General features: G+C 68.6%; 20 protein-coding genes and 2 tRNA genes. 19 read left to right on the forward strand and 3 right to left on the reverse strand.

Annotation, left to right across the window (positions count from 1 at the left end; translation table 11 throughout):
- Positions 1 to 33 precede the first annotated feature (33 nt).
- From K7G59_RS18270 to K7G59_RS18300, 7 genes are all read left to right on the forward strand, one after another.
- Positions 34 to 106, forward strand: a tRNA-Met gene (locus tag K7G59_RS18270).
- 90 nt (positions 107 to 196) lie between these two features.
- The gene (gene rpmG / locus K7G59_RS18275; RefSeq protein WP_003948671.1) at positions 197 to 361 is read left to right on the forward strand and encodes a 50S ribosomal protein L33; all 165 of its coding nucleotides are present in this window, start codon (positions 197 to 199) and stop codon (positions 359 to 361) included.
- Between the two features lie 88 nt (positions 362 to 449).
- The gene (locus K7G59_RS18280) at positions 450 to 902 is read left to right on the forward strand and encodes a MaoC family dehydratase N-terminal domain-containing protein (RefSeq protein ID WP_225835491.1); all 453 of its coding nucleotides are present in this window, start codon (positions 450 to 452) and stop codon (positions 900 to 902) included.
- A 7-nt stretch (positions 903 to 909) separates the two neighbouring features.
- The gene (locus K7G59_RS18285) at positions 910 to 1,338 is read left to right on the forward strand and encodes a MaoC family dehydratase (protein WP_225835493.1); all 429 of its coding nucleotides are present in this window, start codon (positions 910 to 912) and stop codon (positions 1,336 to 1,338) included.
- 91 nt (positions 1,339 to 1,429) lie between these two features.
- Entirely contained in the window at positions 1,430 to 1,999 is a 570-nt protein-coding gene (locus K7G59_RS18290) for a TetR/AcrR family transcriptional regulator (RefSeq protein ID WP_225835496.1), read from the forward strand.
- Positions 2,000 to 2,089: 90 nt separating this feature from the next.
- Positions 2,090 to 3,526, forward strand: coding sequence for a DHA2 family efflux MFS transporter permease subunit (locus K7G59_RS18295; protein WP_225835498.1), 1,437 nt, complete (start codon positions 2,090 to 2,092; stop codon positions 3,524 to 3,526).
- A gap of 180 nt (positions 3,527 to 3,706) precedes the next feature.
- The gene (locus K7G59_RS18300; RefSeq protein ID WP_225835500.1) at positions 3,707 to 4,762 is read left to right on the forward strand and encodes a UDP-N-acetylmuramate dehydrogenase; all 1,056 of its coding nucleotides are present in this window, start codon (positions 3,707 to 3,709) and stop codon (positions 4,760 to 4,762) included.
- Positions 4,763 to 4,795: 33 nt separating this feature from the next.
- Here K7G59_RS18300 and K7G59_RS18305 read toward each other — a convergent pair whose 3' ends face one another.
- Complete coding sequence (locus tag K7G59_RS18305; RefSeq protein ID WP_225835502.1) at positions 4,796 to 5,428, reverse strand: NAD(P)-dependent oxidoreductase; 633 nt, start codon at positions 5,426 to 5,428, stop codon at positions 4,796 to 4,798.
- A gap of 104 nt (positions 5,429 to 5,532) precedes the next feature.
- On the opposite strand from K7G59_RS18305, the gene K7G59_RS18310 reads away from it, so the two are divergent.
- Positions 5,533 to 6,159, forward strand: a complete 627-nt coding sequence (locus tag K7G59_RS18310) for a TetR/AcrR family transcriptional regulator (protein WP_225835504.1) — start codon at positions 5,533 to 5,535, stop codon at positions 6,157 to 6,159.
- A 425-nt stretch (positions 6,160 to 6,584) separates the two neighbouring features.
- Here K7G59_RS18310 and K7G59_RS18315 read toward each other — a convergent pair whose 3' ends face one another.
- Both K7G59_RS18315 and K7G59_RS18320 read right to left on the reverse strand, forming a co-directional pair.
- The gene (locus K7G59_RS18315) at positions 6,585 to 7,625 is read right to left on the reverse strand and encodes an adenosine deaminase (RefSeq protein WP_225835507.1); all 1,041 of its coding nucleotides are present in this window, start codon (positions 7,623 to 7,625) and stop codon (positions 6,585 to 6,587) included.
- Positions 7,626 to 7,781: 156 nt separating this feature from the next.
- Positions 7,782 to 9,008, reverse strand: a complete 1,227-nt coding sequence (locus tag K7G59_RS18320) for a pyridoxal phosphate-dependent aminotransferase (protein WP_225835510.1) — start codon at positions 9,006 to 9,008, stop codon at positions 7,782 to 7,784.
- A 412-nt stretch (positions 9,009 to 9,420) separates the two neighbouring features.
- Here K7G59_RS18320 and K7G59_RS18325 point away from each other — a divergent pair.
- The 11 genes from K7G59_RS18325 to K7G59_RS18375 all read left to right on the forward strand — a co-directional run bounded on the left by K7G59_RS18325 (position 9,421) and on the right by K7G59_RS18375 (position 23,680).
- Positions 9,421 to 9,493, forward strand: a tRNA-Trp gene (locus K7G59_RS18325).
- Between the two features lie 107 nt (positions 9,494 to 9,600).
- Positions 9,601 to 9,888, forward strand: coding sequence for a preprotein translocase subunit SecE (gene secE, locus K7G59_RS18330; protein ID WP_225835512.1), 288 nt, complete (start codon positions 9,601 to 9,603; stop codon positions 9,886 to 9,888).
- A gap of 80 nt (positions 9,889 to 9,968) precedes the next feature.
- A complete protein-coding gene (nusG, locus tag K7G59_RS18335; protein ID WP_225835514.1) occupies positions 9,969 to 10,817 on the forward strand; it encodes a transcription termination/antitermination protein NusG in 849 nt (282 codons plus the stop codon).
- A 191-nt stretch (positions 10,818 to 11,008) separates the two neighbouring features.
- Positions 11,009 to 11,443, forward strand: a complete 435-nt coding sequence (rplK, locus tag K7G59_RS18340) for a 50S ribosomal protein L11 (protein WP_023547415.1) — start codon at positions 11,009 to 11,011, stop codon at positions 11,441 to 11,443.
- Between the two features lie 102 nt (positions 11,444 to 11,545).
- Positions 11,546 to 12,271 carry a 50S ribosomal protein L1 gene (gene rplA, locus K7G59_RS18345; RefSeq protein WP_225835515.1) on the forward strand — a complete coding sequence of 242 codons (726 nt, stop codon included), beginning with the start codon at positions 11,546 to 11,548 and terminating at the stop codon, positions 12,269 to 12,271.
- 171 nt (positions 12,272 to 12,442) lie between these two features.
- The gene (locus K7G59_RS18350; RefSeq protein WP_225835516.1) at positions 12,443 to 13,360 is read left to right on the forward strand and encodes a hypothetical protein; all 918 of its coding nucleotides are present in this window, start codon (positions 12,443 to 12,445) and stop codon (positions 13,358 to 13,360) included.
- Between the two features lie 107 nt (positions 13,361 to 13,467).
- Positions 13,468 to 14,319 (forward strand): hypothetical protein, encoded by an 852-nt coding sequence (locus K7G59_RS18355; RefSeq protein WP_225835517.1) that lies wholly within the window; start codon positions 13,468 to 13,470, stop codon positions 14,317 to 14,319.
- 290 nt (positions 14,320 to 14,609) lie between these two features.
- Positions 14,610 to 15,140 (forward strand): 50S ribosomal protein L10, encoded by a 531-nt coding sequence (rplJ, locus tag K7G59_RS18360; RefSeq protein WP_184818502.1) that lies wholly within the window; start codon positions 14,610 to 14,612, stop codon positions 15,138 to 15,140.
- A 106-nt stretch (positions 15,141 to 15,246) separates the two neighbouring features.
- The gene (gene rplL / locus K7G59_RS18365) at positions 15,247 to 15,633 is read left to right on the forward strand and encodes a 50S ribosomal protein L7/L12 (protein ID WP_225835565.1); all 387 of its coding nucleotides are present in this window, start codon (positions 15,247 to 15,249) and stop codon (positions 15,631 to 15,633) included.
- 564 nt (positions 15,634 to 16,197) lie between these two features.
- A complete protein-coding gene (gene rpoB, locus K7G59_RS18370) occupies positions 16,198 to 19,683 on the forward strand; it encodes a DNA-directed RNA polymerase subunit beta (RefSeq protein ID WP_225835518.1) in 3,486 nt (1,161 codons plus the stop codon).
- A gap of 97 nt (positions 19,684 to 19,780) precedes the next feature.
- On the forward strand, positions 19,781 to 23,680 hold the full coding sequence (locus K7G59_RS18375; RefSeq protein ID WP_225835519.1) for a DNA-directed RNA polymerase subunit beta': 3,900 nt from the start codon (positions 19,781 to 19,783) through the stop codon (positions 23,678 to 23,680).
- Positions 23,681 to 23,793: the final 113 nt, after the last annotated feature.

Consider the following 23,793-nt stretch of genomic DNA (forward strand, 5'->3'; position numbering starts at 1 on the left):
TTCCCGTCGCAAGACGGGGACTGATCTCATCAAAGCGGTGTAGCTCAGTCGGTAGAGCAAGCGGCTCATAATCGCTGTGTCACCGGTTCAAGTCCGGTCACCGCTACTGACAGTAGCCGATTGCGGGGTCGGTCCTTCGATCGGCTACTCTTTCTTGCGTTGAATCAGTCCACCCGTTCGTCATAGGAGCACTCACGTGGCTGCCACCGACGTCCGCCCGAAGATCACGCTGGCCTGCGTGGAGTGCAAGGAGCGGAACTACATCACCAAGAAGAACCGGCGTAACAACCCGGACCGTCTTGAGATGAAGAAGCACTGCCCGCGTTGCAATGCGCACACTGCGCACCGCGAAACGCGATAAATCAGGCTCGTACATGAGGCCGCCCCCAGCAGACAGGGGGGCGGCCTCACGTCGTTTCACACGCTGCGAGACCAGGAGGTTGCGGGCCATGGCGCTCGACCAGTCCTTCGTGGGGCGGACCTATCCGCCCACCGCGCCCTACGAGGTGGGCCGGGAGAAGATCCGTGAGTTCGCCGAGGCGGTGGGCGAGACCAACCCGGTGTACACCGACCCGGAAGCCGCCAAGGAACTCGGCTACTCGGATGTGATCGCGCCGCCGACCTTCGTGTTCTCCATCACCTTCCGAGCCGCCGGGCAGGTCGTCCAGGACCCGCAGCTCGGCCTCGACTACAGCCGGGTGGTGCACGGCGACCAGAAGTTCGTCTACAACCGCCCGGTGCGCGCCGGTGACCGGCTCACCGTCACCTCCACGATCGAGGCGATCAAGTCCCTGGCGGGCAACGACATCCTGGACATCCGGGGTGAGGTGCACGACGAGGCGGGCGAGCACGTGGTGACCGCCTGGACCAAGCTGGTCGCGCGCGCGGCCGAGGAGGCGTGAGGAACCGATGACGGCGAAGATCGCGTACGACGACGTCGAGGTCGGCACCGAACTGCCGGCGCAGACCTTCCCCGTGACCCGCGAGACGCTGGTGCGGTACGCGGGCGCCTCCGGGGACTTCAACCCGATCCACTGGAACGAGGCGTTCGCCAAGCAGGTTGGCCTGCCGGACGTCATCGCGCACGGCATGTTCACCATGGCCGAGGCGATCCGCGTGGTCACCGACTGGACCGGCGACCCGGGCGCGGTCGTCGAGTACGGCGTCCGCTTCACCAAGCCGGTCGTGGTGCCCAATGACGACAAGGGCGCGGTGATCGAGGTCAGCGCCAAGGTCGCGGCCAAGCTCGACGACAGCACCGTGCGCGTGGACCTGACCGCGACCAGCGGCGGCCAGAAGGTCCTGGGCATGTCCCGGGCGGTCGTACGGCTGGCCTGACGCCTGCCGGGCATGCCGACGTCAAGGGGCGCTCTCCCGCGGGCGCCCCTTGTGCTTGACCCCGTTAGTGATTGAGTACTAACTTACTTTCATGGTCAGGATGAGTGCGGAGGAGCGGCGCGAGAGCGTCATCCTCGCGGCGATCGCGGAGTTCGCGCAGAAGGGGTACTACGGCACCTCCACCGAGGCGATCGCCAAGCGGGTCGGTGTGTCGCAGCCGTACCTCTTCCGGCTCTTCCCGGGCAAGAAGGCGATCTTCGTCGCCGCCTCGCTGCGGTGCGTGGCGGACACCTGCCGGGTCTTCGGGGAGGCCGCCGAGGGGCTCGAGGGCGAGGAAGCCCTGCATGCCATGGCGAGCGCGTACGTCCGGCTGATCACGGAGCACCCCGAGCGGCTGCGGATGCAGATGCAGACGTACATCGCCGTGGCGGCGGCCGAGGCCGAGGGTGACCACGAGTTCGGCGAGACCGTGAGGGCCGCCTGGATGAGGCTGTGGGAGACCGTGCATCTGCCGCTGGGGGCGGACGACAGCGAGACCACGACCTTCCTGGCGTACGGCATGCTCGTCAACACGCTCACGGCCATGGGGTTTCCGCCCGAACACCGGGTCTGGCAGGCGATGTACCCGTCGGCCCGGGTCACCGGGCGGCTGGAGAAGTAGGACGACCACAGATGGCGCCCTGGCTCTCTCATGGGCGCGAAAGTTAGTCATCAATAACTAATCAACGTAGTGATCAGCTCTGGGGGAGCGATGTCACAGCACACCGCACGTCGCGGGGAAGCCGTCTGGGCCCTCGTCATCACCAGCGTCGCCGGATTCATGGCGGCCCTCGACAACCTCGTCGTCACCACCGCCCTGCCCTCCATCCGCAAGGACCTCGGCGGTGCGCTGGACGACCTGGAGTGGACCGTGAGCGCCTACACGCTCACCTTCGCCGTCCTGCTGATGTTCGGCGCCGCCCTCGGAGACCGCTTCGGGCGCCGGCGGCTCTTCCTCGCCGGACTCACCGTCTTCACCGGTGCTTCCGCCGCCGCGGCCATGGCCCCCGGCATCGGATCCCTCATCGCCGCCCGGGCGGTCCAGGGCGTCGGCGCGGCCGTGATGATGCCGCTCACGCTCACGCTGCTGACGGCCGCCGTGCCCGCGGCGAAGCGCGGCATGGCGTACGGCATCTGGGGTGCGGTCAACGGGCTCGCGATCGCCTCCGGGCCGCTCATCGGCGGCAGCCTCACCGAGCACGTCTCCTGGCACTGGATCTTCTGGCTGAACGTTCCGCTCGGGGTGGCCGTGCTGCCGCTCGCCCGTCTTCGCCTCGCCGAGTCCTTCGGCGCCGGTGCCCGCCTCGACGTCCCGGGCACGCTGCTCGCCAGCGGCGGGCTCTTCGGGATCGTGTACGGCCTGGTCCGCGGGCCCGCCGACGGCTGGACCGACTCCGTGGTCCTGACCTCGCTGTTCGCCGGCGCCGCGCTGCTGGTGGGCTTCGTCCTCTACAGCTCCCGCGCGGCGCATCCGATGCTGCCCATGCGACTGTTCCGCTCGCGTGCGTTCTCCGGGATCAACGCGGCCAGCCTGCTGATGTTCGTCGGGATGTTCGGCTCGATCTTCCTGCTGAGCCAGTACATGCAGGGCGTGCTCGGCTACACGCCCACCGAGGCGGGCCTCCGGATGCTGCCGTGGACCGGCATGCCGATGCTGGTCGCGCCCGTCGCCGGAATCCTCTCCGACCGGATCGGCGGCCGACCGGTCGTCGCCGCCGGGCTCTTCCTTCAGGCGCTCGGCCTCGGCTACCTGGCCGCCGTGGTCACCGCGGACGCCTCCTACGGCGTCCAGCTGCCCGCCCTCATCATCAACGGTGTCGGCATGGCCCTGTTCTTCGCCCCGGCCGCCAACCTGGTGATGTCCAGCGTCCGCCCGCACGAGCAGGGCATCGCCTCCGGCGCCAACAACGCGCTGCGCGAGGTCGGCGGGGCGCTGGGCATCGCGGTGATGTCGTCCATCTTCTCCGCACAGGGCGGCTACGGCAGCGCGCAGGCCTTCGTGGACGGCCTGCGGCCCGCCCTCGTCACCGGCTCGGCGGTGGTCGCCCTCGCGGCGGTCGCGGCCCTGGTCGTCCCGGCGCGCCGCACGCAGGCGCACACCGTGGTGAAGGGGGAGACGGCGTCACCCCTGGAGACCGTCGGTCACTGAGACAAGCGAGCAAGGCGCCGACGCACACGGTGACAGAGCGCGGTGACGGCGCACGGTGAACGCCACGCGCGCCTGCGGCCCCGATCACGAGGACGGGGCCGCAGGCGCGCGTGGGCGCACCTCCCCGGGCCCGCCGACGCCACGGCCGGGGCTGTCAGCGGGGTCTCGTAGTCTTGGCCCGTGCAGGTACTCCACGATGCCCCCCTTGCCCCGCTGACCACCTTCCGGCTGGGCGGTCCCGCGGCGCGGCTGGTCACCGCCCCGACCGACGCCGAGGTGATCGCCGCCGTCCGCGAAGCCGACGACAGCGGGACCCCGCTGCTGGTCATCGGCGGCGGGTCGAACCTGGTCATCGGCGACAAGGGCTTCGACGGCACCGCCCTGCGCATCGCCACGCGCGGTGTCGAACTGCGCGGGACGACGCTGGAGCTGGCAGCCGGCGAGGTGTGGACGGACGCCGTCGCCCGCACGGTCGAGGCCGGACTCGCCGGGATCGAGTGCCTGGCCGGGATCCCAGGCTCCGCGGGAGCCACGCCGATCCAGAACGTGGGCGCCTACGGCCAGGAGGTCTCCTCCACCATCACCGAGGTGATCGCCTACGACCGGCGCGCGGGCGAGACCGTCACGCTGACGAACGAGGAGTGCGACTTCTCGTACCGCCACAGCCGCTTCAAGGCCGACCCCGAGCGCTATGTCGTGCTGCGGGTCCGCTTCGAGCTGGAGGACGCGGGCGGGCTGTCTGCGCCGCTCCGGTACGCCGAGACGGCGCGCATGCTCGGTGTCGAGGCGGGCGACCGGGTGCCGCTGGCAACCGCCCGCGAGACGGTGCTGAAGCTGCGCGCCGGCAAGGGCATGGTCCTCGACCCCGAGGACCACGACACATGGTCGGCCGGGTCGTTCTTCACCAACCCGATCCTCACCGACGAGCAGTTCGCGGTGTTCCGTACGCGCGTGCGGGAACGTCTGGGCGACGGGGCCGAGCCGCCCGCGTACCCGGCGGGGGAGGGCCGTACCAAGACCTCCGCGGCCTGGCTGATCGACAAGGCCGGCTTCACCAAGGGGTACGGCACCGGACCGGCCAGGATCTCCACCAAGCACACGCTCGCCCTCACCAACCGCGGCGCCGCCACGACCGAGGACCTGCTGGCCCTGGCCCGCGAGGTCGTCGCCGGAGTCCGCGAGGCCTTCGGGGTGACCCTGGTCAACGAGCCGGTGACGGTGGGCGTGAGCCTGTAGCCGTACGGTCCGGCGCGGCGCTGCGCTGCCGTCTCAGTACGCCACGCCCACTCCCTGTTTCACCGTTCCCTCGTCGTCGATCATCGACAGCATCGCGTGGGCCACGTCCGCGCGGGCGATGAAGCGGCCGTTCCGCGGGAAGCCGCCGACGACCGTGCGGTACCGGCCGGTGAGCGGCTTGTCCTGGAGGCGGGGCGGGCGTACGGACGTCCAGTCCGTGCCGCTGCGGGCCAGTTCCGCCTCCATCTCGCGCAGGTCGTCGTAGACGTTCTTGAGGATCGCCGAGACCAGGCCCCGCACCGCGCGGTCCAGCAGGCTGTCGTCCGCCGCCGACGGACCGACCGGGCCGGCGCTGACCACCAGCAGCCGTCGTACGCCCTCGGCCTCCATGGCCCGCAGGACCGCGCGGGTCAGCCGGGTGGCGACACCGGCGTCCTTGCGGCTGCGCGCTCCCAGGCCCGAGAGGACCGCGTGCCGGTCGCGGACGGCGGCCCGCAGCGGCTCCGGGTCCCCCAGGTCGGCGCGGACGACGGACAGGCGCTCGCCGCAGACGGTGAGCCGGGCGGGGTCCCGCACGACGGCCGTGACCTCGTGACCGGCGTCCAGGGCCTGGCGGACGATCTCCTGGCCGATTCCTCCGGTGGCGCCGAAAACGGTGAGCTTCATGGCGGCATCCCCTGCTCCTGTGAGGTGGGTGAGCGTTCACTCACCCTTGTGCCCCCTAGAGTGGGTAAGCACTCACTCACTCGTCAAGCCGATTGGACGTCCCCATGGAGACGAAGCCGGCCCGCGTCCGCATCCTCGACGCCGCGCACGAACTGATGCTCACCGTCGGGCTGGCCCGCGCCACCACCAAGGAGATCGCCAGGGCGGCCGGCTGCTCCGAAGCCGCGCTCTACAAGTACTTCGCGAACAAGGAGGAGCTGTTCGTGCGGGTGCTCATGGAGCGGCTGCCGCGCCTCAAGCCGCTGCTGGGCAGCCTCGTCGCCGAGCCGGGGCAGGGCACCGTGGAGGGGAACCTCATCGAGATCGCCCGCCAGGCGGCCCTCTTCTACGAGCAGAGCTTCCCGATAGCCGCGTCCCTGTTCGCCGAGAAGCAGCTCAAGCGGCGGCACGACGAGGCGCTGCGCAAGCTCGGCTCCGGCCCGCATGCGCCGATCGAGGACCTGGACGCCTATCTGCGCGCGGAACGGGCCGCCGGCCGCATCCGCGCCGACGCCGACACCTTCGCCGCCGCCGCCCTCCTGCTCGGCGCCTGCTCCCAGCGCGCCTTCGCCTACGAGGCGACCGAGAGCGGCGAACGCCCCCCGGTGGACGAGTTCGCCACCCGCCTCGCCCGCACCCTGCTGAACGGCTTGGCCCCAGGACCTGACGACCCCGCCCTTCCCCGCCCCTGACGCTCCGCTTCCTGACGTCCTCGGGTGGTCAGCGCCGCGCACCCGCCGACGGCCGGCTCCGCGAGGGCCAGAGCCGTGAAGCGGCTGTCGCGTCACGGGACGAGCGGCATCGGCGGACGATCCGTCGTTCCCGGCGGTCTGGCGGCCCGGCGGGTCATGGGGCGCCCGGCACGTCGTCAAGCGGCTGGGTGGGCTTTCTCGGGCGGCTGGCGAGCCTCGGAGAGCCGGCCTGGCGCGCCTGGGCGGCCGGCGCGCCTGGGCCGGTCGGGTGTGCCACTGGGACGGCCGGGTTCCCCAGTGGGGGCCAGAAGGCCCTCCGGGCCGACCCCGGGCGGCGCGGGTACGCGCTCAGGCGGCCGGGTTGACCTCGGGCGGCGGGAAGCCGGTCACGCGGGCCGCTCTCCGGGAACGGGCAGGGAAGGCCTTCAGGTGGTCGGGTGGGTCAGCCAGGTGTCGATGCCGGCCAGCAGCCGTTCCTTGACGTCCGTGGGGGCCGCCGAGCCGCGGACCGACTGGCGGGCCAGTTCCGCCAGTTCCAGGTCCGTGAAGCCGTGGGCCCGGCGGGCGATCTCGTACTGGTCGGCCAGGCGGGAGCCGAAGAGCAGGGGGTCGTCGGCGCCGAGGGCCATCGGGACGCCGGCCTCGAAGAGCGTGCGCAGGGGCACGTCCTCCGGCTTCTCGTACACGCCGAGCGCCACGTTCGACGCCGGGCACACCTCGCAGGTCACCCCGCGGTCGGCCAGCCGCCTGAGCAGCCGCGGGTCCTCCGCCGCGCGCACCCCGTGCCCGATCCGCGAGGCGTGCAGGTCGTCCAGGCAGTCCCGGACCGACGCCGGGCCGGTCAGTTCGCCACCGTGCGGGGCGGAGAGCAGACCGCCCTCCCGTGCGATGTGGAAGGCGCGGTCGAAGTCCCGCGCCATGCCCCGGCGTTCGTCGTTCGACAGGCCGAAGCCGACCACGCCGCGGTCCGCGTACCGCACGGCCAGCCGGGCCAGCGTGCGCGCGTCCAGCGGGTGCTTCATGCGATTCGCGGCGACCAGGACGCGCATGCCGAGGCCGGTCTCCCGGGACGTCGTGTCCACCGCGTCCAGGATGATCTCCAGGGCCGGGATCAGACCGCCCAGCCTGGGCGCGTACGACGTCGGGTCCACCTGGATCTCCAGCCAGCCCGAGCCGTCCCGCAGGTCCTCCTGCGCCGCCTCCCGGACCAGCCGCTGGATGTCCTCCGGCTGCCGAAGGCAGGAGCGCGCCGCGTCGTACAGCCGCTGGAAGCGGAACCAGCCCCGCTCGTCCGTGGCCCGCAGCTTCGGCGGCTCCCCGCTGGTCAGTGCCTCCGTCAGCGCCTCGGGCAGGCGCACGCCGTACTTGTCGGCCAGCTCCAGGACGGTCTCCGGCCGCATCGAGCCGGTGAAGTGCAGATGCAGATGGGCTTTCGGCAGCTCAGAGAGATCACGTACACGCTCCATCCCAGGATCCTGCCGTACGTCCCCGAAGTCGCGGTAGCGGTTTCCCTGAACGTGGTCTTGCTCGCACAAAGGGACGGGGGCCGGCTCCCGGATCCGGAAGCCGGCCCCCGCCTGGACCCGCACGGTCCCGCGCGAGCCCTGCGTGAGCAGCGGACGTCAGTCCCGCGCCTCCGCCAGCAGCTTCTGCACGCGGCTCACGCCCTCGACGAGGTCCTCGTCGCCGAGCGCGTACGACAGCCGCAGGTAGCCCGGCGTGCCGAAGGCCTCACCCGGGACGACCGCGACCTCGGCCTCCTCCAGGATCAGCGCGGCCAGCTCGACCGTGTTCTGCGGGCGCTTGCCGCGGATCTCCTTGCCCAGCAGGGGCTTGACCGACGGGTACGCGTAGAAGGCGCCCTCGGGCTCCGGGCAGAACACGCCGTCGATCTCGTTGAGCATCCGCACGATCGTCCGGCGGCGGCGGTCGAAGGCCTCGCGCATCTTCGCCACGGCCTCCAGGCCGCCGGAGACGGCCGCGAGGGCGGCCACCTGGGCCACGTTGGAGACGTTCGAGGTGGCGTGCGACTGCAGGTTCGTCGCGGCCTTGACGACGTCCTTCGGGCCGATGATCCAGCCCACGCGCCAGCCGGTCATGGCGTACGTCTTGGCCACGCCGTTGACCACGATGCACTTGTCGCGCAGCTCGGGCAGCAGCGCGGGCAGGGAGACGGCCGCGGCGTCGCCGTAGACCAGGTGCTCGTAGATCTCGTCCGTGAGGATCCACAGGCCGTGCTCGAGGGCCCAGCGGCCGATCGCCTCGGTCTCGGCCTCCGAGTACACGGCGCCGGTCGGGTTGGAGGGGGAGACGAACAGGACGACCTTGGTCTTCTCCGTGCGGGCCGCCTCCAGCTGCTCCACGGTGACGCGGTAGCCGGTCGTCTCGTCCGCGACGACCTCGACCGGGACACCGCCGGCCAGGCGGATCGACTCCGGGTACGTCGTCCAGTACGGCGCCGGGACGATGACCTCGTCACCCGGGTCGAGGATCGCGGCGAACGCCTCGTAGATGGCCTGCTTGCCGCCGTTGGTGACCAGGATCTGGGAGACGTCGGGCTCCCAGCCGGAGTCGCGCAGCGTCTTCGCGGCGATCGCGGCCTTCAGCTCGGGCAGACCGCCGGCCGGGGTGTAGCGGTGGTACTTGGGGTTCTTGCAGGCCTCGACGGCCGCCTCGACGATGTAGTCCGGTGTCGGGAAGTCGGGCTCGCCGGCGCCGAAGCCGATCACCGGACGCCCGGCGGCCTTGAGGGCCTTGGCCTTGGCGTCCACGGCGAGGGTGGCGGACTCGGAGATCGCGCCGATTCGGGCGGAGACCCGGCGCTCGGTGGGAGGGGTTGCAGCGCTCATGGGGACATCGTTTCAGACCGGAAACCCACGCGGCACGCCGGTTTCACCTGTAGGACGATATGGCTGACGCTGCAGGCCGGAGCATCCGGTCCGTGGGCCCTTGAAGGCACCGGCCGGCCCGGCCGGCGGTGGCGCGGAGCGTGACGGGGCGTGGCCGGCCGGGAGCGTGGCGCTGTCGATTGCGGTCGAGAAGGCGGCGGACGGAACGACCGGGGTGCGCGGTGTGAACAAGGGTCCGAATTCCGTGCCCGGCCAGGACGATCTTCGGTTCGACCGCCCCGGAGTGGTTCTTTCTGTTCGACGCCGGGCCGCAGACCACGTACACTCTCACCTCGTTGGCCTTCAGCAGCCGCCGCCACAACCGGTGCACACCGAGCACCCGGCCGGATGCGGTACGTTGGGGGGCACACAAAGGGTCGTAGCTCAATTGGTAGAGCACCGGTCTCCAAAACCGGCGGTTGGGGGTTCAAGTCCCTCCGGCCCTGCTACACACACCGCCAGGATGTGTGCGTATGTACGTACAGCAATGCACCGCCGTGCGGCTCAGGAACCGGGCGCGGCACGGCCACGACCCGGGATCAGGTGAGGACGAATGACGGACGCCGTGGGCTCCATCGACACGCCTGATGCCCAGGACGAGGTGCAGGAGTCCAAGAAGAAGGCCCGCAAGGGTGGCAAGCGTGCCAAGAAGGGCCCGCTGAAGCGCCTCGCCATCTTCTACCGCCAGGTCATCGCGGAGCTCCGTAAGGTTGTCTGGCCGACACGCAACCAGATGACGTCGTACACCACCGTGGTGATCTTCTTCGTCGTCATCATGATCGCCCTGGTGACCGTGATTGACTATGGGCTCAACCACGCGGCCAAGTACGTCTTCGGCTGAGCCAAGAGCGAAGGGCGCCGTGGTACCGGCGCCCGTTTTCGCATGTTCCACCCCTATGTATCCAGGAAGAAGCAGCCATCGTGTCTGACCCGAACCTGAACGACGCCATCGAGCCGGACGAGACGGTGGACGACGAGCTTGACATCGTCGAGGGCGCGGACGAGCAGGACGAGTTCGAGGCTGCCGAGGCCGAGGCGGGCGAGCCGGCCGAGGAGGCCGCGCTGCACGTCGAGGACGACGCCGAGGGCGAGGAAGCCGCCGAGGTCGAAGAGGCCGCCGAGGCCGAGGAGGAGACGGCTCCGGCCGCTCCGGTCGACCCGATCGCGGCCCTGCGCGAGGAACTGCGCACCCTGCCCGGCGAGTGGTACGTCATCCACACCTACGCCGGTTACGAGAACCGCGTGAAGACCAACCTGGAGCAGCGCGCCGTCTCGCTGAACGTCGAGGACTACATCTTCCAGGCCGAGGTGCCGCAGGAAGAGGTCGTCCAGATCAAGAACGGCGACCGCAAGACGATCAAGCAGAACAAGCTGCCGGGTTACGTCCTGGTCCGCATGGACCTGACCAACGAGTCCTGGGGCGTCGTCCGCAACACCCCGGGCGTCACCGGCTTCGTCGGCAACGCCTACGACCCGTACCCGCTGACCCTGGACGAGATCGTCAAGATGCTCGCCCCGGAGGCCGAGGAGAAGGCCGCCCGCGAGGCCGCCGAGGCCGAGGGCAAGCCCGCCCCGCAGCGCAAGGTCGAGGTCCAGGTGCTGGACTTCGAGGTCGGCGACTCGGTCACCGTCACGGACGGCCCGTTCGCCACGCTCCAGGCGACCATCAACGAGATCAACCCCGACTCGAAGAAGGTCAAGGGCCTGGTCGAGATCTTCGGCCGCGAGACGCCGGTCGAGCTGTCCTTCGACCAGATCCAGAAGAACTGACGTCTTCGGCGATCTAAGCCACCGGCCAGGTCGGGCGGACTCACGCTGGGGGGTGACCCCGCCTGCGGGAGACCGTCTGACCTGCTCGGTTTTTGGCCGCACATCCATACCCGTTATCGTTGTGCGGTATGCCTGCATCCGGGTGGTCCCCGGACGGCGGGCAGGACCCGAATGAAAGGACCCGGAGAGTAATGCCTCCCAAGAAGAAGAAGGTCACGGGGCTCATCAAGCTCCAGATCCAGGCCGGTGCCGCCAACCCGGCCCCGCCGGTCGGCCCCGCGCTGGGTCAGCACGGCGTCAACATCATGGAGTTCTGCAAGGCCTACAACGCCGCGACCGAGTCGCAGCGCGGTTGGGTCATCCCGGTGGAGATCACGGTCTACGAGGACCGCTCCTTCACCTTCGTCACCAAGACGCCGCCGGCCGCGAAGATGATCCTCAAGGCCGCGGGCATCGAGAAGGGCTCCGGCGAGCCGCACAAGACCAAGGTCGCCAAGATCACCGAGGCGCAGGTCCGCGAGATCGCCCAGACCAAGATGCCCGACCTGAACGCGAACGACCTGGACGCCGCCGCGAAGATCATCGCCGGCACCGCGCGTTCCATGGGCGTCACGGTCGAGGGCTGAGACCCCACCCCCTAGTAGTCATGCGGCCGTGACCGGCCGCACGTGGCAGGGCCTGCTCGGCCCGAGGACCACGACTCCTTTCAGAACACACAGGAGCAAGTTGTGAGCAAGCGCAGCAAGGCTCTCCGCGCTGCGGACGCCAAGGTCGACCGGGAGAAGCTCTACGCCCCGCTCGAGGCCGTCCGTCTCGCCAAGGAGACCTCCACGACCAAGTTCGACGGCACCGTCGAGGTCGCCTTCCGTCTGGGTGTCGACCCGCGCAAGGCCGACCAGATGGTCCGTGGCACCGTGAACCTTCCGCACGGCACCGGTAAGACCGCCCGGGTCCTGGTCTTCGCGACCGGTGACCGTGCCGAGGCCGCGCGTGCCGCGGGCGCCGACATCGTCGGTGCCGACGAGCTGATCGACGAGGTGGCGAAGGGCCGTCTGGACTTCGACGCCGTCGTCGCCACCCCGGACCTCATGGGCAAGGTCGGCCGCCTCGGCCGCGTCCTCGGCCCGCGTGGTCTGATGCCGAACCCGAAGACCGGCACCGTCACCCCCGACGTCGCCAAGGCCGTCACCGACATCAAGGGCGGCAAGATCGAGTTCCGCGTCGACAAGCACTCGAACCTGCACTTCATCATCGGCAAGGCGTCCTTCGACGACGCCAAGCTGGTGGAGAACTACGGCGCCGCGCTGGAGGAGATCCTCCGTCTGAAGCCGTCCGCCGCCAAGGGTCGCTACATCAAGAAGGCCGCCATCACCACCACGATGGGCCCCGGCATCCCGGTCGACCCGAACCGCACCCGCAACCTCCTCGTCGAGGAGGACCCGGCCGCCGTCTGAGCCCCGCGCTCACCCGGTAGCCGCGTCACGGACGCGTAAGCAAAGGGCGGGCCCCTGCAACCATTCGGTTGCGGGGCCCGTCCTTTCTTTGTGCGACGACCTTCCGTACGACTGTCAGTGGCCTGGGTTACGGTGCAGGCACAGGACTCGCATCAGGGGTGGGACACCAACATGAAGAGCACGACCGTGCGCCGGACGACCCTTTCCATCGCAGTGGTGGCCGCGCTGGCCGGAGTGGCCGCCTGCGGCTCCTCGGACTCCGGCAAGGGCGGCGACAAGGCGGCCGGCGGGAACCCGATCCACGTCAACCCCATCGCCGCCCTGCGCTCCGCCGAGCAGTCCACCCAGAACGCCGACTCGGCGAAGGTCCGCGCCACCATGTCGGTCGGCACCGCGATGTCGATGGACGCGACCGGCGCCTTCGCCTGGGGCCACGGCCTCCAGGGCGACCTCACCATCACGTACACCGGCGGCAAGATGGCCGACGCGATGCGCAAGGCCGGCTCCACGTCCGTCGAGGCGCGCTACCTGTCGGACGCCTACTACGCCAAGATGAGCGACAAGTTCGCCCAGCAGACGGGCGGCAAGCACTGGCTGCGGTACGGCTACGACGACATGGCCAAGCTCGGCGGCGGCTCTGGTGCGTATCTGAAGGACCAGATGCAGAACACCACGCCCAACCAGTCGGTGAAGATGCTGCTGGCCTCCGGCGATGTGAAGAAGGCCGGCGAGGAGACGGTCTCCGGCCAGCACACCACGCACTACGCGGGCACGGTGAACGTGGCCGACCTCGCCGACCGCACCAACCACAACCTCACCGCCTCCCAGCTGGCGGACCTGAAGAAGCAGCTCACCAAGGCGGGCATCACCACGGAGCACGTGGACCTCTGGATCAGCGACCAGAACCTCCTGGTCAAGAAGGTCGAGAAGGCCGACATGGCCAACGGCCCCATGGTCAGCACCGCTTACTACAGCGACTACGGCGTGAAGGTCACCGCCGCCGCGCCGCCGACCGCCGACACCGTGGACTTCGCGGACATGATGAAGTCCGCCGGCGCCGCGTCGGGCGGCACCGGCACCATGTCCTGACTCCGAAGAGCTGAACACCGGGAACCCCGGGAACCCGCTGAGGTACGCTCGCGATCTTGCTGTGCGCCGACCACGCACCAGCTGAGCGTTCCTCGGGGGGTTTTCCCATGAAGTCGTCCATACGCATGCCGCTCGCCGCCCTGACCGCAGCTCTCGTCGCAACCGTGGCCGGCTGTACGGCGGCGGCCGACGGCGACAAGGCCCCCGGCAGGCCGCAGGCGGCAGCCGTCGACAAGGCCGTACGCAGGACGGAGGCCGTCGGCTCACTGCGCTACCGCATCACCGGCCGGGTGCCCGGACAGCGGCTGGGCATCGAGGGGGCCACCGGCGCCAAGCCGGCCACCGGCCGGATCAGGATCACCTACCTCGGCAGCCCCGACGCGGACACGGCCGTCGAGCTGCGCCTGGTCGACGGCCACCTCTACGAGAGCATGAGCGAGCACGGTGTGCCCCAGAAGACCCATGGCAAGCACTGGGCGGACTTCGGCAGCACCACAGACGTCCGCTCCTACGGCGGGCTGAAGATGGACATGAGCGGAATGCGGGACCAGGCCACGCAGAATCCCGCCCGCGAGGCCGCGTTCCTCACCGCCGCCGAGAACATCCGCCGCACCGGCACCGAGACCGTCGGCAAGACCCGCACCACCCACTACACGGGCACGGTCACCGTCCACGACCTGCGAAGCCGGTTGAAGGGCCTGGGAGGTCCCGGCCGCGCCGGACGCAAGCGGAGCCTGGACATGTATGCGCAGATGGGCGTCGATGAGCTGACCCTGGACGTGTGGATCGACGGGCAGGACCGCGTCAGGCGTCAGCGCATACGCGGCTTCGGCCGGCACGGCGAACTCGACCTGACCGCCACCTTCCGCGGCTACGGGAAGCCGGTGAGCGTGGCGAGACCTCCGGCCGGGGACACCGTGGTCGTTCCCGCGCCTGCGGCGCCCAAGGCCCGGGGCTGAGCGCCTTTACGGCCCGATTTGCTCGACGGCGCCCGGGTCCCGTACTCTCTTGCAGAAGCCAAAGACCGCTGGTCGTTGCCGTGCGCTCGAGCGAGGGTGCGGTGGCCGAAGGATCCGCTGAAAAGTGGGCGACCCGCGCAGGTGACAGTGGAAGAACTCCCGGGGCAGACGCGTCACGCGTGTGCAGCCGGTCGAGTCCGCCCCGTGCGCCTGCGCCGGGGCGTTTCGTTTTCCCCAGTCCTCCTTCGGGTCCGCGCGGTCCGAATCACCCGGAAGGAGGCCGAGGCTCTATGGCGAGGCCCGACAAGGCTGCCGCGGTTGCGGAGCTGACGGACAAGTTCCGCAGCTCCAACGCCGCCGTGCTGACCGAGTACCGCGGTCTCACCGTGGCGCAGCTCAAGACGCTGCGCCGGTCGCTCGGTGAGAACGCCCAGTACGCCGTGGTGAAGAACACGCTGACCAAGATTGCGGCCAACGAGGCCGGGATCACGCTGGACGACCAGCTCTTCGCTGGTCCGACGGCCGTCGCCTTCGTCACCGGTGACCCGGTGGAGTCGGCGAAGGGTCTGCGTGACTTCGCCAAGGAGAACCCGAATCTCGTCATCAAGGGCGGTGTCCTTGAAGGCAAGGCGCTGTCCGCCGACGAGATCAAGAAGCTTGCGGACCTCGAGTCCCGCGAGGTTCTGCTCAGCAAGCTGGCCGGTGCCTTCAAGGCGAAGCAGTCCCAGGCTGCCTCCGTCTTCCAGGCGCTGCCGTCGAAGCTCGTCCGCACCGTGGACGCGCTGCGCGCCAAGCAGGACGAGCAGGGCGGTGCCGAGTAATTCGGCTCGCATCATGACCGCCGCCTGAGGCAGCGGTCGTAGCGGGCCAACGTACGCCCGCCAGTCATGTACATCCGGCACCAGCCGATTTAGTGGAAGGAAAGCCATCATGGCTCTCACCCAGGAAGAACTGCTCGCCGAGTTCGAGTCGATGACCCTGATCCAGCTCTCCGAGTTCGTGAAGGCGTTCGAGGAGAAGTTCGACGTCACCGCTGCCGCCGCCGCCCCGGTCATGATGGCCGGCGTCCCGGGTGCCCCGGCCGCCGAGGCCGAGGAGGAGAAGGACGAGTTCGACGTCATCCTCACCGGTGCCGGCGAGAAGAAGATCCAGGTCATCAAGGTCGTGCGTGAGCTGACCTCCCTGGGCCTGAAGGAGGCCAAGGACCTGGTCGACGGTACCCCGAAGCCGGTTCTGGAGAAGGTCAACAAGGAAGCCGCCGAGAAGGCCGCCGAGTCCCTCAAGGCTGCCGGCGCCTCGGTCGAGGTCAAGTAAGACCTTCCGGGTTCCTCGAACCTCACCGCACGCTGACTACAGCTCCGTAGGGCTGTAACGCGCGCACACCGAAGAGCGATCATCCATCCGGGTGGTCGCTCTTCGGCATGTCCGGGGCCTGACCGCGGTTGCCTTGAACTCGCCACGGCGGGGGGTATGGTGATCTTCGTTGTGTCTCCGGACGGCTCCGTTCGGGCTTGGGGGCCTTGACGAACCGCACGCAGCGCGCAATTCTCAGGACGCGTCGTCACAAGGATCCGAATCCGAGGCATGGATCGACGACGAAGAGGGCAGTATCAACGTGCGTTGAGGGCAGGCAGGCCGGAAGGCGTTGAGGACAACGAGGGTCTCGCGAAACCCGCACTGGACATCAGTGTGCCAAGTGGCTACACTGACCCTTTGCGCTGCCTGTTAGCTGTCCCCTGCCCGTCACCAGGGGTCTGCCCTCACTCGAGCACAACGACCGAAACTCCCCTGACCTGGGGTTTCTGGGTTTCTGTCTCTGTGTACGGGAGGGGGACCGGTACGCGCGTAGTGAGTCCGAGCCCTCGGAAGGACCCCCTCTTGGCCGCCTCGCGCACTGCCTCGACCGCGAATATGAACAACGGCGCAAGCACCGCCCCGCTGCGCATCTCCTTTGCAAAGATCAAGGAGCCCCTCGAGGTTCCGAACCTGCTCGCGCTGCAGACCGAGAGCTTTGACTGGCTGCTCGGCAACACCGCCTGGCAGACTCGGGTCGAGGAGGCTCTTGAGAACGGTCAGGACGTCCCCACCAAGTCCGGTCTGGAGGAGATCTTCGAGGAGATCTCCCCGATCGAGGACTTCTCCGGGTCGATGTCGCTGACGTTCCGGGACCACCGCTTCGAGCCGCCGAAGAACTCCATCGACGAGTGCAAGGAGCGCGACTTCACGTACGCCGCCCCGCTCTTCGTCACCGCCGAGTTCACCAACAACGAGACCGGCGAGATCAAGTCCCAGACCGTCTTCATGGGCGACTTCCCGCTCATGACGAACAAGGGCACTTTCGTCATCAACGGCACCGAGCGTGTCGTGGTGTCGCAGCTGGTCCGTTCCCCCGGTGTCTACTTCGACTCTTCCATCGACAAGACGTCCGACAAGGACATCTTCTCCGCCAAGATCATCCCGTCCCGGGGTGCCTGGCTGGAGATGGAGATCGACAAGCGTGACATGGTCGGTGTCCGCATCGACCGCAAGCGCAAGCAGTCGGTCACCGTGCTGCTGAAGGCGCTCGGCTGGACGACCGAGCAGATCCTCGAGGAGTTCGGCGACTACGAGTCGATGCGCGCCACCCTGGAGAAGGACCACACCCAGGGCCAGGACGACGCGCTGCTCGACATCTACCGCAAGCTGCGTCCGGGTGAGCCCCCCACGCGTGAGGCCGCGCAGACGCTGCTGGAGAACCTGTACTTCAACCCCAAGCGCTACGACCTCGCCAAGGTCGGCCGCTACAAGGTCAACAAGAAGCTGGGTACGGACACCCCGCTGGACGCGGGCATCCTGACCGTCGAGGACATCATCGCGACGATCAAGTACCTGGTGCAGCTGCACGCCGGCGAGACCGAGACGACCGGTGACAACGGCGAGACGGTCGTCGTCGAGACCGACGACATCGACCACTTCGGCAACCGCCGTCTGCGCAGCGTCGGCGAGCTGATCCAGAACCAGGTCCGCACGGGTCTGGCTCGTATGGAGCGTGTCGTGCGCGAGCGCATGACCACGCAGGACGTCGAGGCGATCACGCCGCAGACCCTGATCAACATCCGGCCGGTCGTCGCCTCCATCAAGGAGTTCTTCGGCACCAGCCAGCTGTCCCAGTTCATGGACCAGAACAACCCGCTGTCGGGTCTGACGCACAAGCGGCGTCTGTCCGCGCTCGGCCCGGGTGGTCTCTCCCGTGAGCGGGCCGGCTTCGAGGTCCGTGACGTCCACCCCTCGCACTACGGCCGTATGTGCCCGATCGAGACCCCTGAAGGCCCGAACATCGGTCTGATCGGCTCGCTCGCCTCCTACGGTCGGGTCAACGCGTTCGGTTTCGTCGAGACCCCGTACCGCAAGGTCATCGACGGCCAGGTCACCGACGAGGTGGACTACCTGACCGCCGATGAGGAGGACCGCTTCGTCATCGCGCAGGCCAACGCGCCGCTGACCAGCGACCTCCGCTTCGAGGAGAGCCGCGTGCTCGTCCGCCGCCGTGGCGGCGAGGTCGACTACGTCGGCCCCGAGGACGTGGACTACATGGACGTCTCGCCGCGCCAGATGGTGTCGGTCGCGACCGCCATGATCCCCTTCCTCGAGCACGACGACGCCAACCGTGCCCTCATGGGCGCGAACATGATGCGCCAGGCCGTGCCGCTGATTAAGTCCGAGGCCCCGCTCGTCGGCACCGGCATGGAGTACCGCTCCGCCGTCGACGCCGGTGACGTGGTCAAGGCCGAGAAGGCGGGTGTCGTCCAGGAGGTCTCCGCGGACTACATCACCACCGCCAACGACGACGGCACGTACATCACGTACCGCCTGCACAAGTTCGCCCGGTCCAACCAGGGCACCTCGGTCAACCAGAAGGTCATCGTCAACGAGGGTGACCGGATCATCGAGGGCCAGGTCCTCGCCGACGGTCCGGCCACCGAGAACGGCGAGATGGCCCTCGGCAAGAACCTGCTCGTGGCGTTCATGCCGTGGGAGGGTCACAACTACGAGGACGCGATCATCCTGTCGCAGCGCCTCGTGCAGGACGACGTCCTCTCCTCGATCCACATCGAGGAGCACGAGGTCGACGCCCGTGACACCAAGCTCGGCCCCGAGGAGATCACCCGGGACATCCCGAACGTCTCCGAGGAGGTCCTCGCCGACCTCGACGAGCGCGGCATCATCCGCATCGGCGCCGAGGTCATCGCCGGCGACATCCTCGTCGGCAAGGTCACCCCGAAGGGTGAGACCGAGCTGACCCCCGAGGAGCGCCTGCTGCGCGCGATCTTCGGTGAGAAGGCCCGTGAGGTCCGTGACACCTCGCTGAAGGTGCCGCACGGCGAGACCGGCAAGGTCATCGGCGTGCGCGTCTTCGACCGCGAGGAGGGCGACGAGCTGCCGCCGGGCGTGAACCAGCTGGTCCGCGTCTACGTCGCGCAGAAGCGCAAGATCACCGACGGTGACAAGCTCGCCGGCCGTCACGGCAACAAGGGTGTCATCTCGAAGATCCTTCCCATCGAGGACATGCCGTTCCTCGAGGACGGAACTCCGGTCGACATCATCCTCAACCCGCTGGGTGTGCCGTCCCGAATGAACCCGGGACAGGTCCTGGAGATCCACCTCGGCTGGCTCGCCAGCCGCGGCTGGGACGTCTCCGGCCTCGCGGACGAGTGGGCCCAGCGTCTGCAGGCCATCGGCGCCGACCAGGTCGCCCCGCGCACCAACGTCGCCACCCCGGTCTTCGACGGTGCCCGCGAGGACGAGCTGGCGGGTCTGCTGCAGCACACCATCCCGAACCGCGACGGCGAGCGCATGGTGCTCCCGTCCGGCAAGGCGCGGCTGTTCGACGGCCGTAGCGGTGAGCCGTTCCCGGACCCGATCTCGGTCGGCTACATGTACATCCTGAAGCTGCACCACCTGGTCGACGACAAGCTGCACGCCCGCTCGACCGGTCCGTACTCGATGATCACCCAGCAGCCGCTGGGTGGTAAGGCCCAGTTCGGTGGCCAGCGGTTCGGCGAGATGGAGGTGTGGGCACTCGAGGCGTACGGCGCCGCCTACGCCCTCCAGGAGCTGCTGACCATCAAGTCCGACGACGTCACCGGCCGCGTGAAGGTCTACGAGGCCATCGTCAAGGGCGAGAACATCCCCGAGCCCGGCATCCCCGAGTCCTTCAAGGTGCTCATCAAGGAGATGCAGTCGCTCTGCCTGAACGTGGAGGTGCTGTCCAGCGACGGTATGTCCATCGAGATGCGTGACACCGACGAGGACGTCTTCCGCGCTGCGGAGGAGCTCGGTATCGACCTGTCCCGGCGCGAGCCGAGCAGCGTCGAAGAGGTCTGACGGGAGTCCGGCGGGGCCCTCACCCACAGGGCCCCGCCGACCCCCAGGCCCCCGTTTCAGACCACAGACTTTCGACCCTGAGAGGGATTGACGCATAGTGCTCGACGTCAACTTCTTCGACGAGCTCCGGATCGGCCTGGCCACCGCTGACGACATCCGTCAGTGGAGCCACGGTGAGGTCAAGAAGCCCGAGACCATCAACTACCGCACCCTCAAGCCCGAGAAGGACGGACTCTTCTGCGAGAAGATCTTCGGTCCGACCCGGGACTGGGAGTGCTACTGCGGCAAGTACAAGCGCGTCCGCTTCAAGGGCATCATCTGCGAGCGCTGTGGCGTCGAGGTCACGCGCGCCAAGGTGCGCCGTGAGCGGATGGGCCACATCGAGCTGGCCGCGCCCGTGACGCACATCTGGTACTTCAAGGGCGTTCCGTCGCGGCTGGGCTACCTGCTCGACCTCGCCCCGAAGGACCTGGAGAAGGTCATCTACTTCGCGGCGTACATGATCACGTACGTCGACGAGGAGCGCCGTACCCGCGACCTGCCCTCCCTGGAGGCGCACGTCTCGGTCGAGCGCCAGCAGATCGAGAACCGTCGCGACGCCGACCTCGAGGCCCGCGCCAAGAAGCTCGAGACCGACCTGGCCGAGCTGGAGGCCGAGGGCGCCAAGGCCGACGTGCGCCGCAAGGTGCGCGAGGGTGCCGAGCGCGAGATGAAGCAGCTGCGCGACCGTGCGCAGCGCGAGATCGACCGCCTCGACGAGGTGTGGAGCCGGTTCAAGAACCTCAAGGTCCAGGACCTCGAGGGCGACGAGCTGCTCTACCGCGAGCTGCGTGACCGCTTCGGCACGTACTTCGACGGTTCGATGGGTGCCGCGGCGCTGCAGAAGCGCCTGGAGTCCTTCGACCTCGAGGAGGAGGCCGAGAGGCTCCGCGAGATCATCCGCACCGGCAAGGGCCAGAAGAAGACCCGTGCGCTGAAGCGCCTGAAGGTCGTCTCCGCGTTCCTGCAGACCTCCAACAGCCCCAAGGGCATGGTCCTGGACTGCGTCCCGGTCATCCCGCCGGACCTGCGTCCGATGGTGCAGCTGGACGGTGGCCGCTTCGCGACCTCCGACCTGAACGACCTGTACCGCCGTGTGATCAACCGCAACAACCGTCTCAAGAGGCTCCTGGACCTCGGTGCCCCGGAGATCATCGTCAACAACGAGAAGCGCATGCTTCAGGAGGCTGTTGACGCCCTCTTCGACAACGGCCGTCGCGGTCGCCCGGTCACGGGCCCCGGCAACCGCCCGCTGAAGTCCCTCAGCGACATGCTGAAGGGTAAGCAGGGTCGTTTCCGTCAGAACCTGCTCGGCAAGCGAGTCGACTACTCGGCGCGTTCCGTGATCGTCGTCGGCCCGCAGCTGAAGCTGCACCAGTGCGGTCTGCCGAAGGCGATGGCGCTGGAGCTGTTCAAGCCGTTCGTGATGAAGCGCCTGGTGGACCTGAACCACGCGCAGAACATCAAGTCGGCCAAGCGCATGGTCGAGCGCGGCCGCACCGTGGTGTACGACGTCCTCGAAGAGGTCATCGCCGAGCACCCGGTGCTGCTGAACCGTGCGCCCACCCTGCACCGCCTCGGCATCCAGGCCTTCGAGCCGCAGCTGGTCGAGGGCAAGGCCATCCAGATCCACCCGCTCGTGTGCACCGCGTTCAACGCGGACTTCGACGGTGACCAGATGGCCGTGCACCTGCCGCTGTCCGCGGAGGCACAGGCCGAGGCCCGCATTCTGATGCTGTCCTCGAACAACATCCTCAAGCCGGCCGACGGCCGTCCGGTGACGATGCCGACCCAGGACATGGTCCTCGGTCTGTTCTTCCTCACCACCGACGGCGAGATGCGTGACGTCAAGGGCGAGGGCCGCTCGTTCGCGTCCGTGGCCGAGGCGATCATGGCGTTCGACGCCGGCGAGCTGTCGCTGCAGTCGCGCGTGGACATCCGCTTCCCGGTGGGCACCATCCCGCCGCGCGGCTGGACCCCGCCGGCCCGCGAGGAGGGCGAGCCGGAGTGGCAGCAGGGTGACAGCTTCCGGCTGAACACCACCCTGGGCCGCGCGCTCTTCAACGAGCTGCTGCCCGAGGACTACCCGTTCGTCGACTACGAGGTCGGCAAGAAGCAGCTCTCCGAGATCGTCAACGACCTCGCCGAGCGCTACCCGAAGGTCATCGTGGCGGCGACGCTCGACAACCTGAAGGCGTCCGGCTTCTACTGGGCCACCCGTTCCGGCGTCACCGTCGCCATCTCCGACGTCGTCGTCCCCGAGGCGAAGAAGGAGATCGTCGCCGGGTACGAGGCCAAGGACGAGAAGGTCCAGAAGCAGTACGAGCGCGGTCTGATCACCAAGGAAGAGCGCACTCAGGAGCTCATCCAGATCTGGACCCAGGCGACCAACGAGGTCGCCGAGGCGATGAACGACAACTTCCCGAAGACCAACCCGATCTTCATGATGGTGAACTCGGGTGCACGAGGCAACATGATGCAGATGCGTCAGATTGCCGGTATGCGTGGTCTGGTGTCGAACGCGAAGAACGAGACGATTCCGCGTCCGATCAAGGCGTCGTTCCGTGAGGGCCTGTCCGTGCTGGAGTACTTCATCTCCACGCACGGTGCCCGTAAGGGTCTGGCGGACACCGCCCTGCGTACCGCCGACTCGGGTTACCTCACCCGTCGTCTGGTGGACGTCTCGCAGGACGTCATCATCCGCGAGGAGGACTGCGGCACCGAGCGTGGTCTCAAGCTCCACATCGCGGAGCGCGGCGCCGACGGCGTGCTGCGCAAGGCGGACAACGTCGAGACGTCCGTGTACGCGCGCTGCCTCGCCGAGGACATCGTGGTCGACGGCCAGGTGCTGGCCCCGGCCGGCACCGACCTGGGCGACGTGCTCATCGAGGAGCTCGTCTCCCGTGGCGTCGAGGAGGTCAAGACCCGCTCGGTCCTGACCTGCGAGTCCGCCGTCGGCACCTGCGCGATGTGCTACGGCCGTTCGCTGGCCACCGGCAAGCTGGTCGACATCGGTGAGGCGGTCGGCATCATCGCCGCCCAGTCCATCGGTGAGCCCGGTACCCAGCTGACGATGCGTACCTTCCACACCGGTGGTGTGGCCGGTGACGACATCACCCAGGGTCTGCCCCGTGTCGTCGAGCTCTTCGAGGCCCGTACCCCGAAGGGTGTCGCCCCGATCTCCGAGGCCTCCGGCCGCGTCCGGATCGAGGAGACCGAGAAGACCAAGAAGATCGTCGTCACCCCGGACGACGGCAGCGACGAGACGGCGTACCCGATCTCGAAGCGTGCCAAGGTCCTGGTCCGCGAGGGCGACCACGTCGAGGTGGGCCAGCAGCTCACCGTGGGTGCCACCAACCCGCACGACGTGCTGCGCATCCTGGGTCAGCGTGCCGTCCAGGTCCACCTGGTCGGCGAGGTCCAGAAGGTGTACAACTCGCAGGGTGTGTCGATCCACGACAAGCACATCGAGATCATCATCCGGCAGATGCTCCGCCGCGTGACGATCATCGAGTCCGGCGACGCCGAGCTGCTGCCCGGCGAGCTGGTCGAGCGCTCGAAGTTCGAGACCGAGAACCGTCGTGTGGTCCAGGAGGGCGGTCACCCGGCCTCCGGTCGTCCGCAGCTGATGGGTATCACCAAGGCCTCGCTGGCGACGGAATCCTGGCTGTCGGCCGCCTCCTTCCAGGAGACGACCCGAGTCCTGACGGACGCGGCGATCAACGCCAAGTCCGACAGCCTCATCGGCCTCAAGGAGAACGTCATCATCGGTAAGCTCATCCCGGCCGGTACGGGCCTGTCCCGCTACCGCAACATCCGGGTCGAGCCGACCGAGGAGGCCAAGGCCGCGATGTACTCGGCCGTCGGCTACGACGACATCGACTACTCGCCGTTCGGCGCCGGCTCCGGCCAGGCCGTTCCGCTGGAGGACTACGACTACGGTCCGTACAACCAGTAAGCGAGCATGAGCCGAAGGGCGGTCACCCCAGTGCGGGTGGCCGCCCTTCGGCGTTCCCCGCAGTGTTTTTCCGCCGCCTCGTTGAGCTTCCGCGTTTTCTCCGCCTCTACTCG

It is taken from the genome of Streptomyces sp. NK08204, assembly GCF_020400585.1.
In the GTDB taxonomy this organism is placed as follows: Bacteria; Actinomycetota; Actinomycetes; order Streptomycetales; family Streptomycetaceae; genus Streptomyces.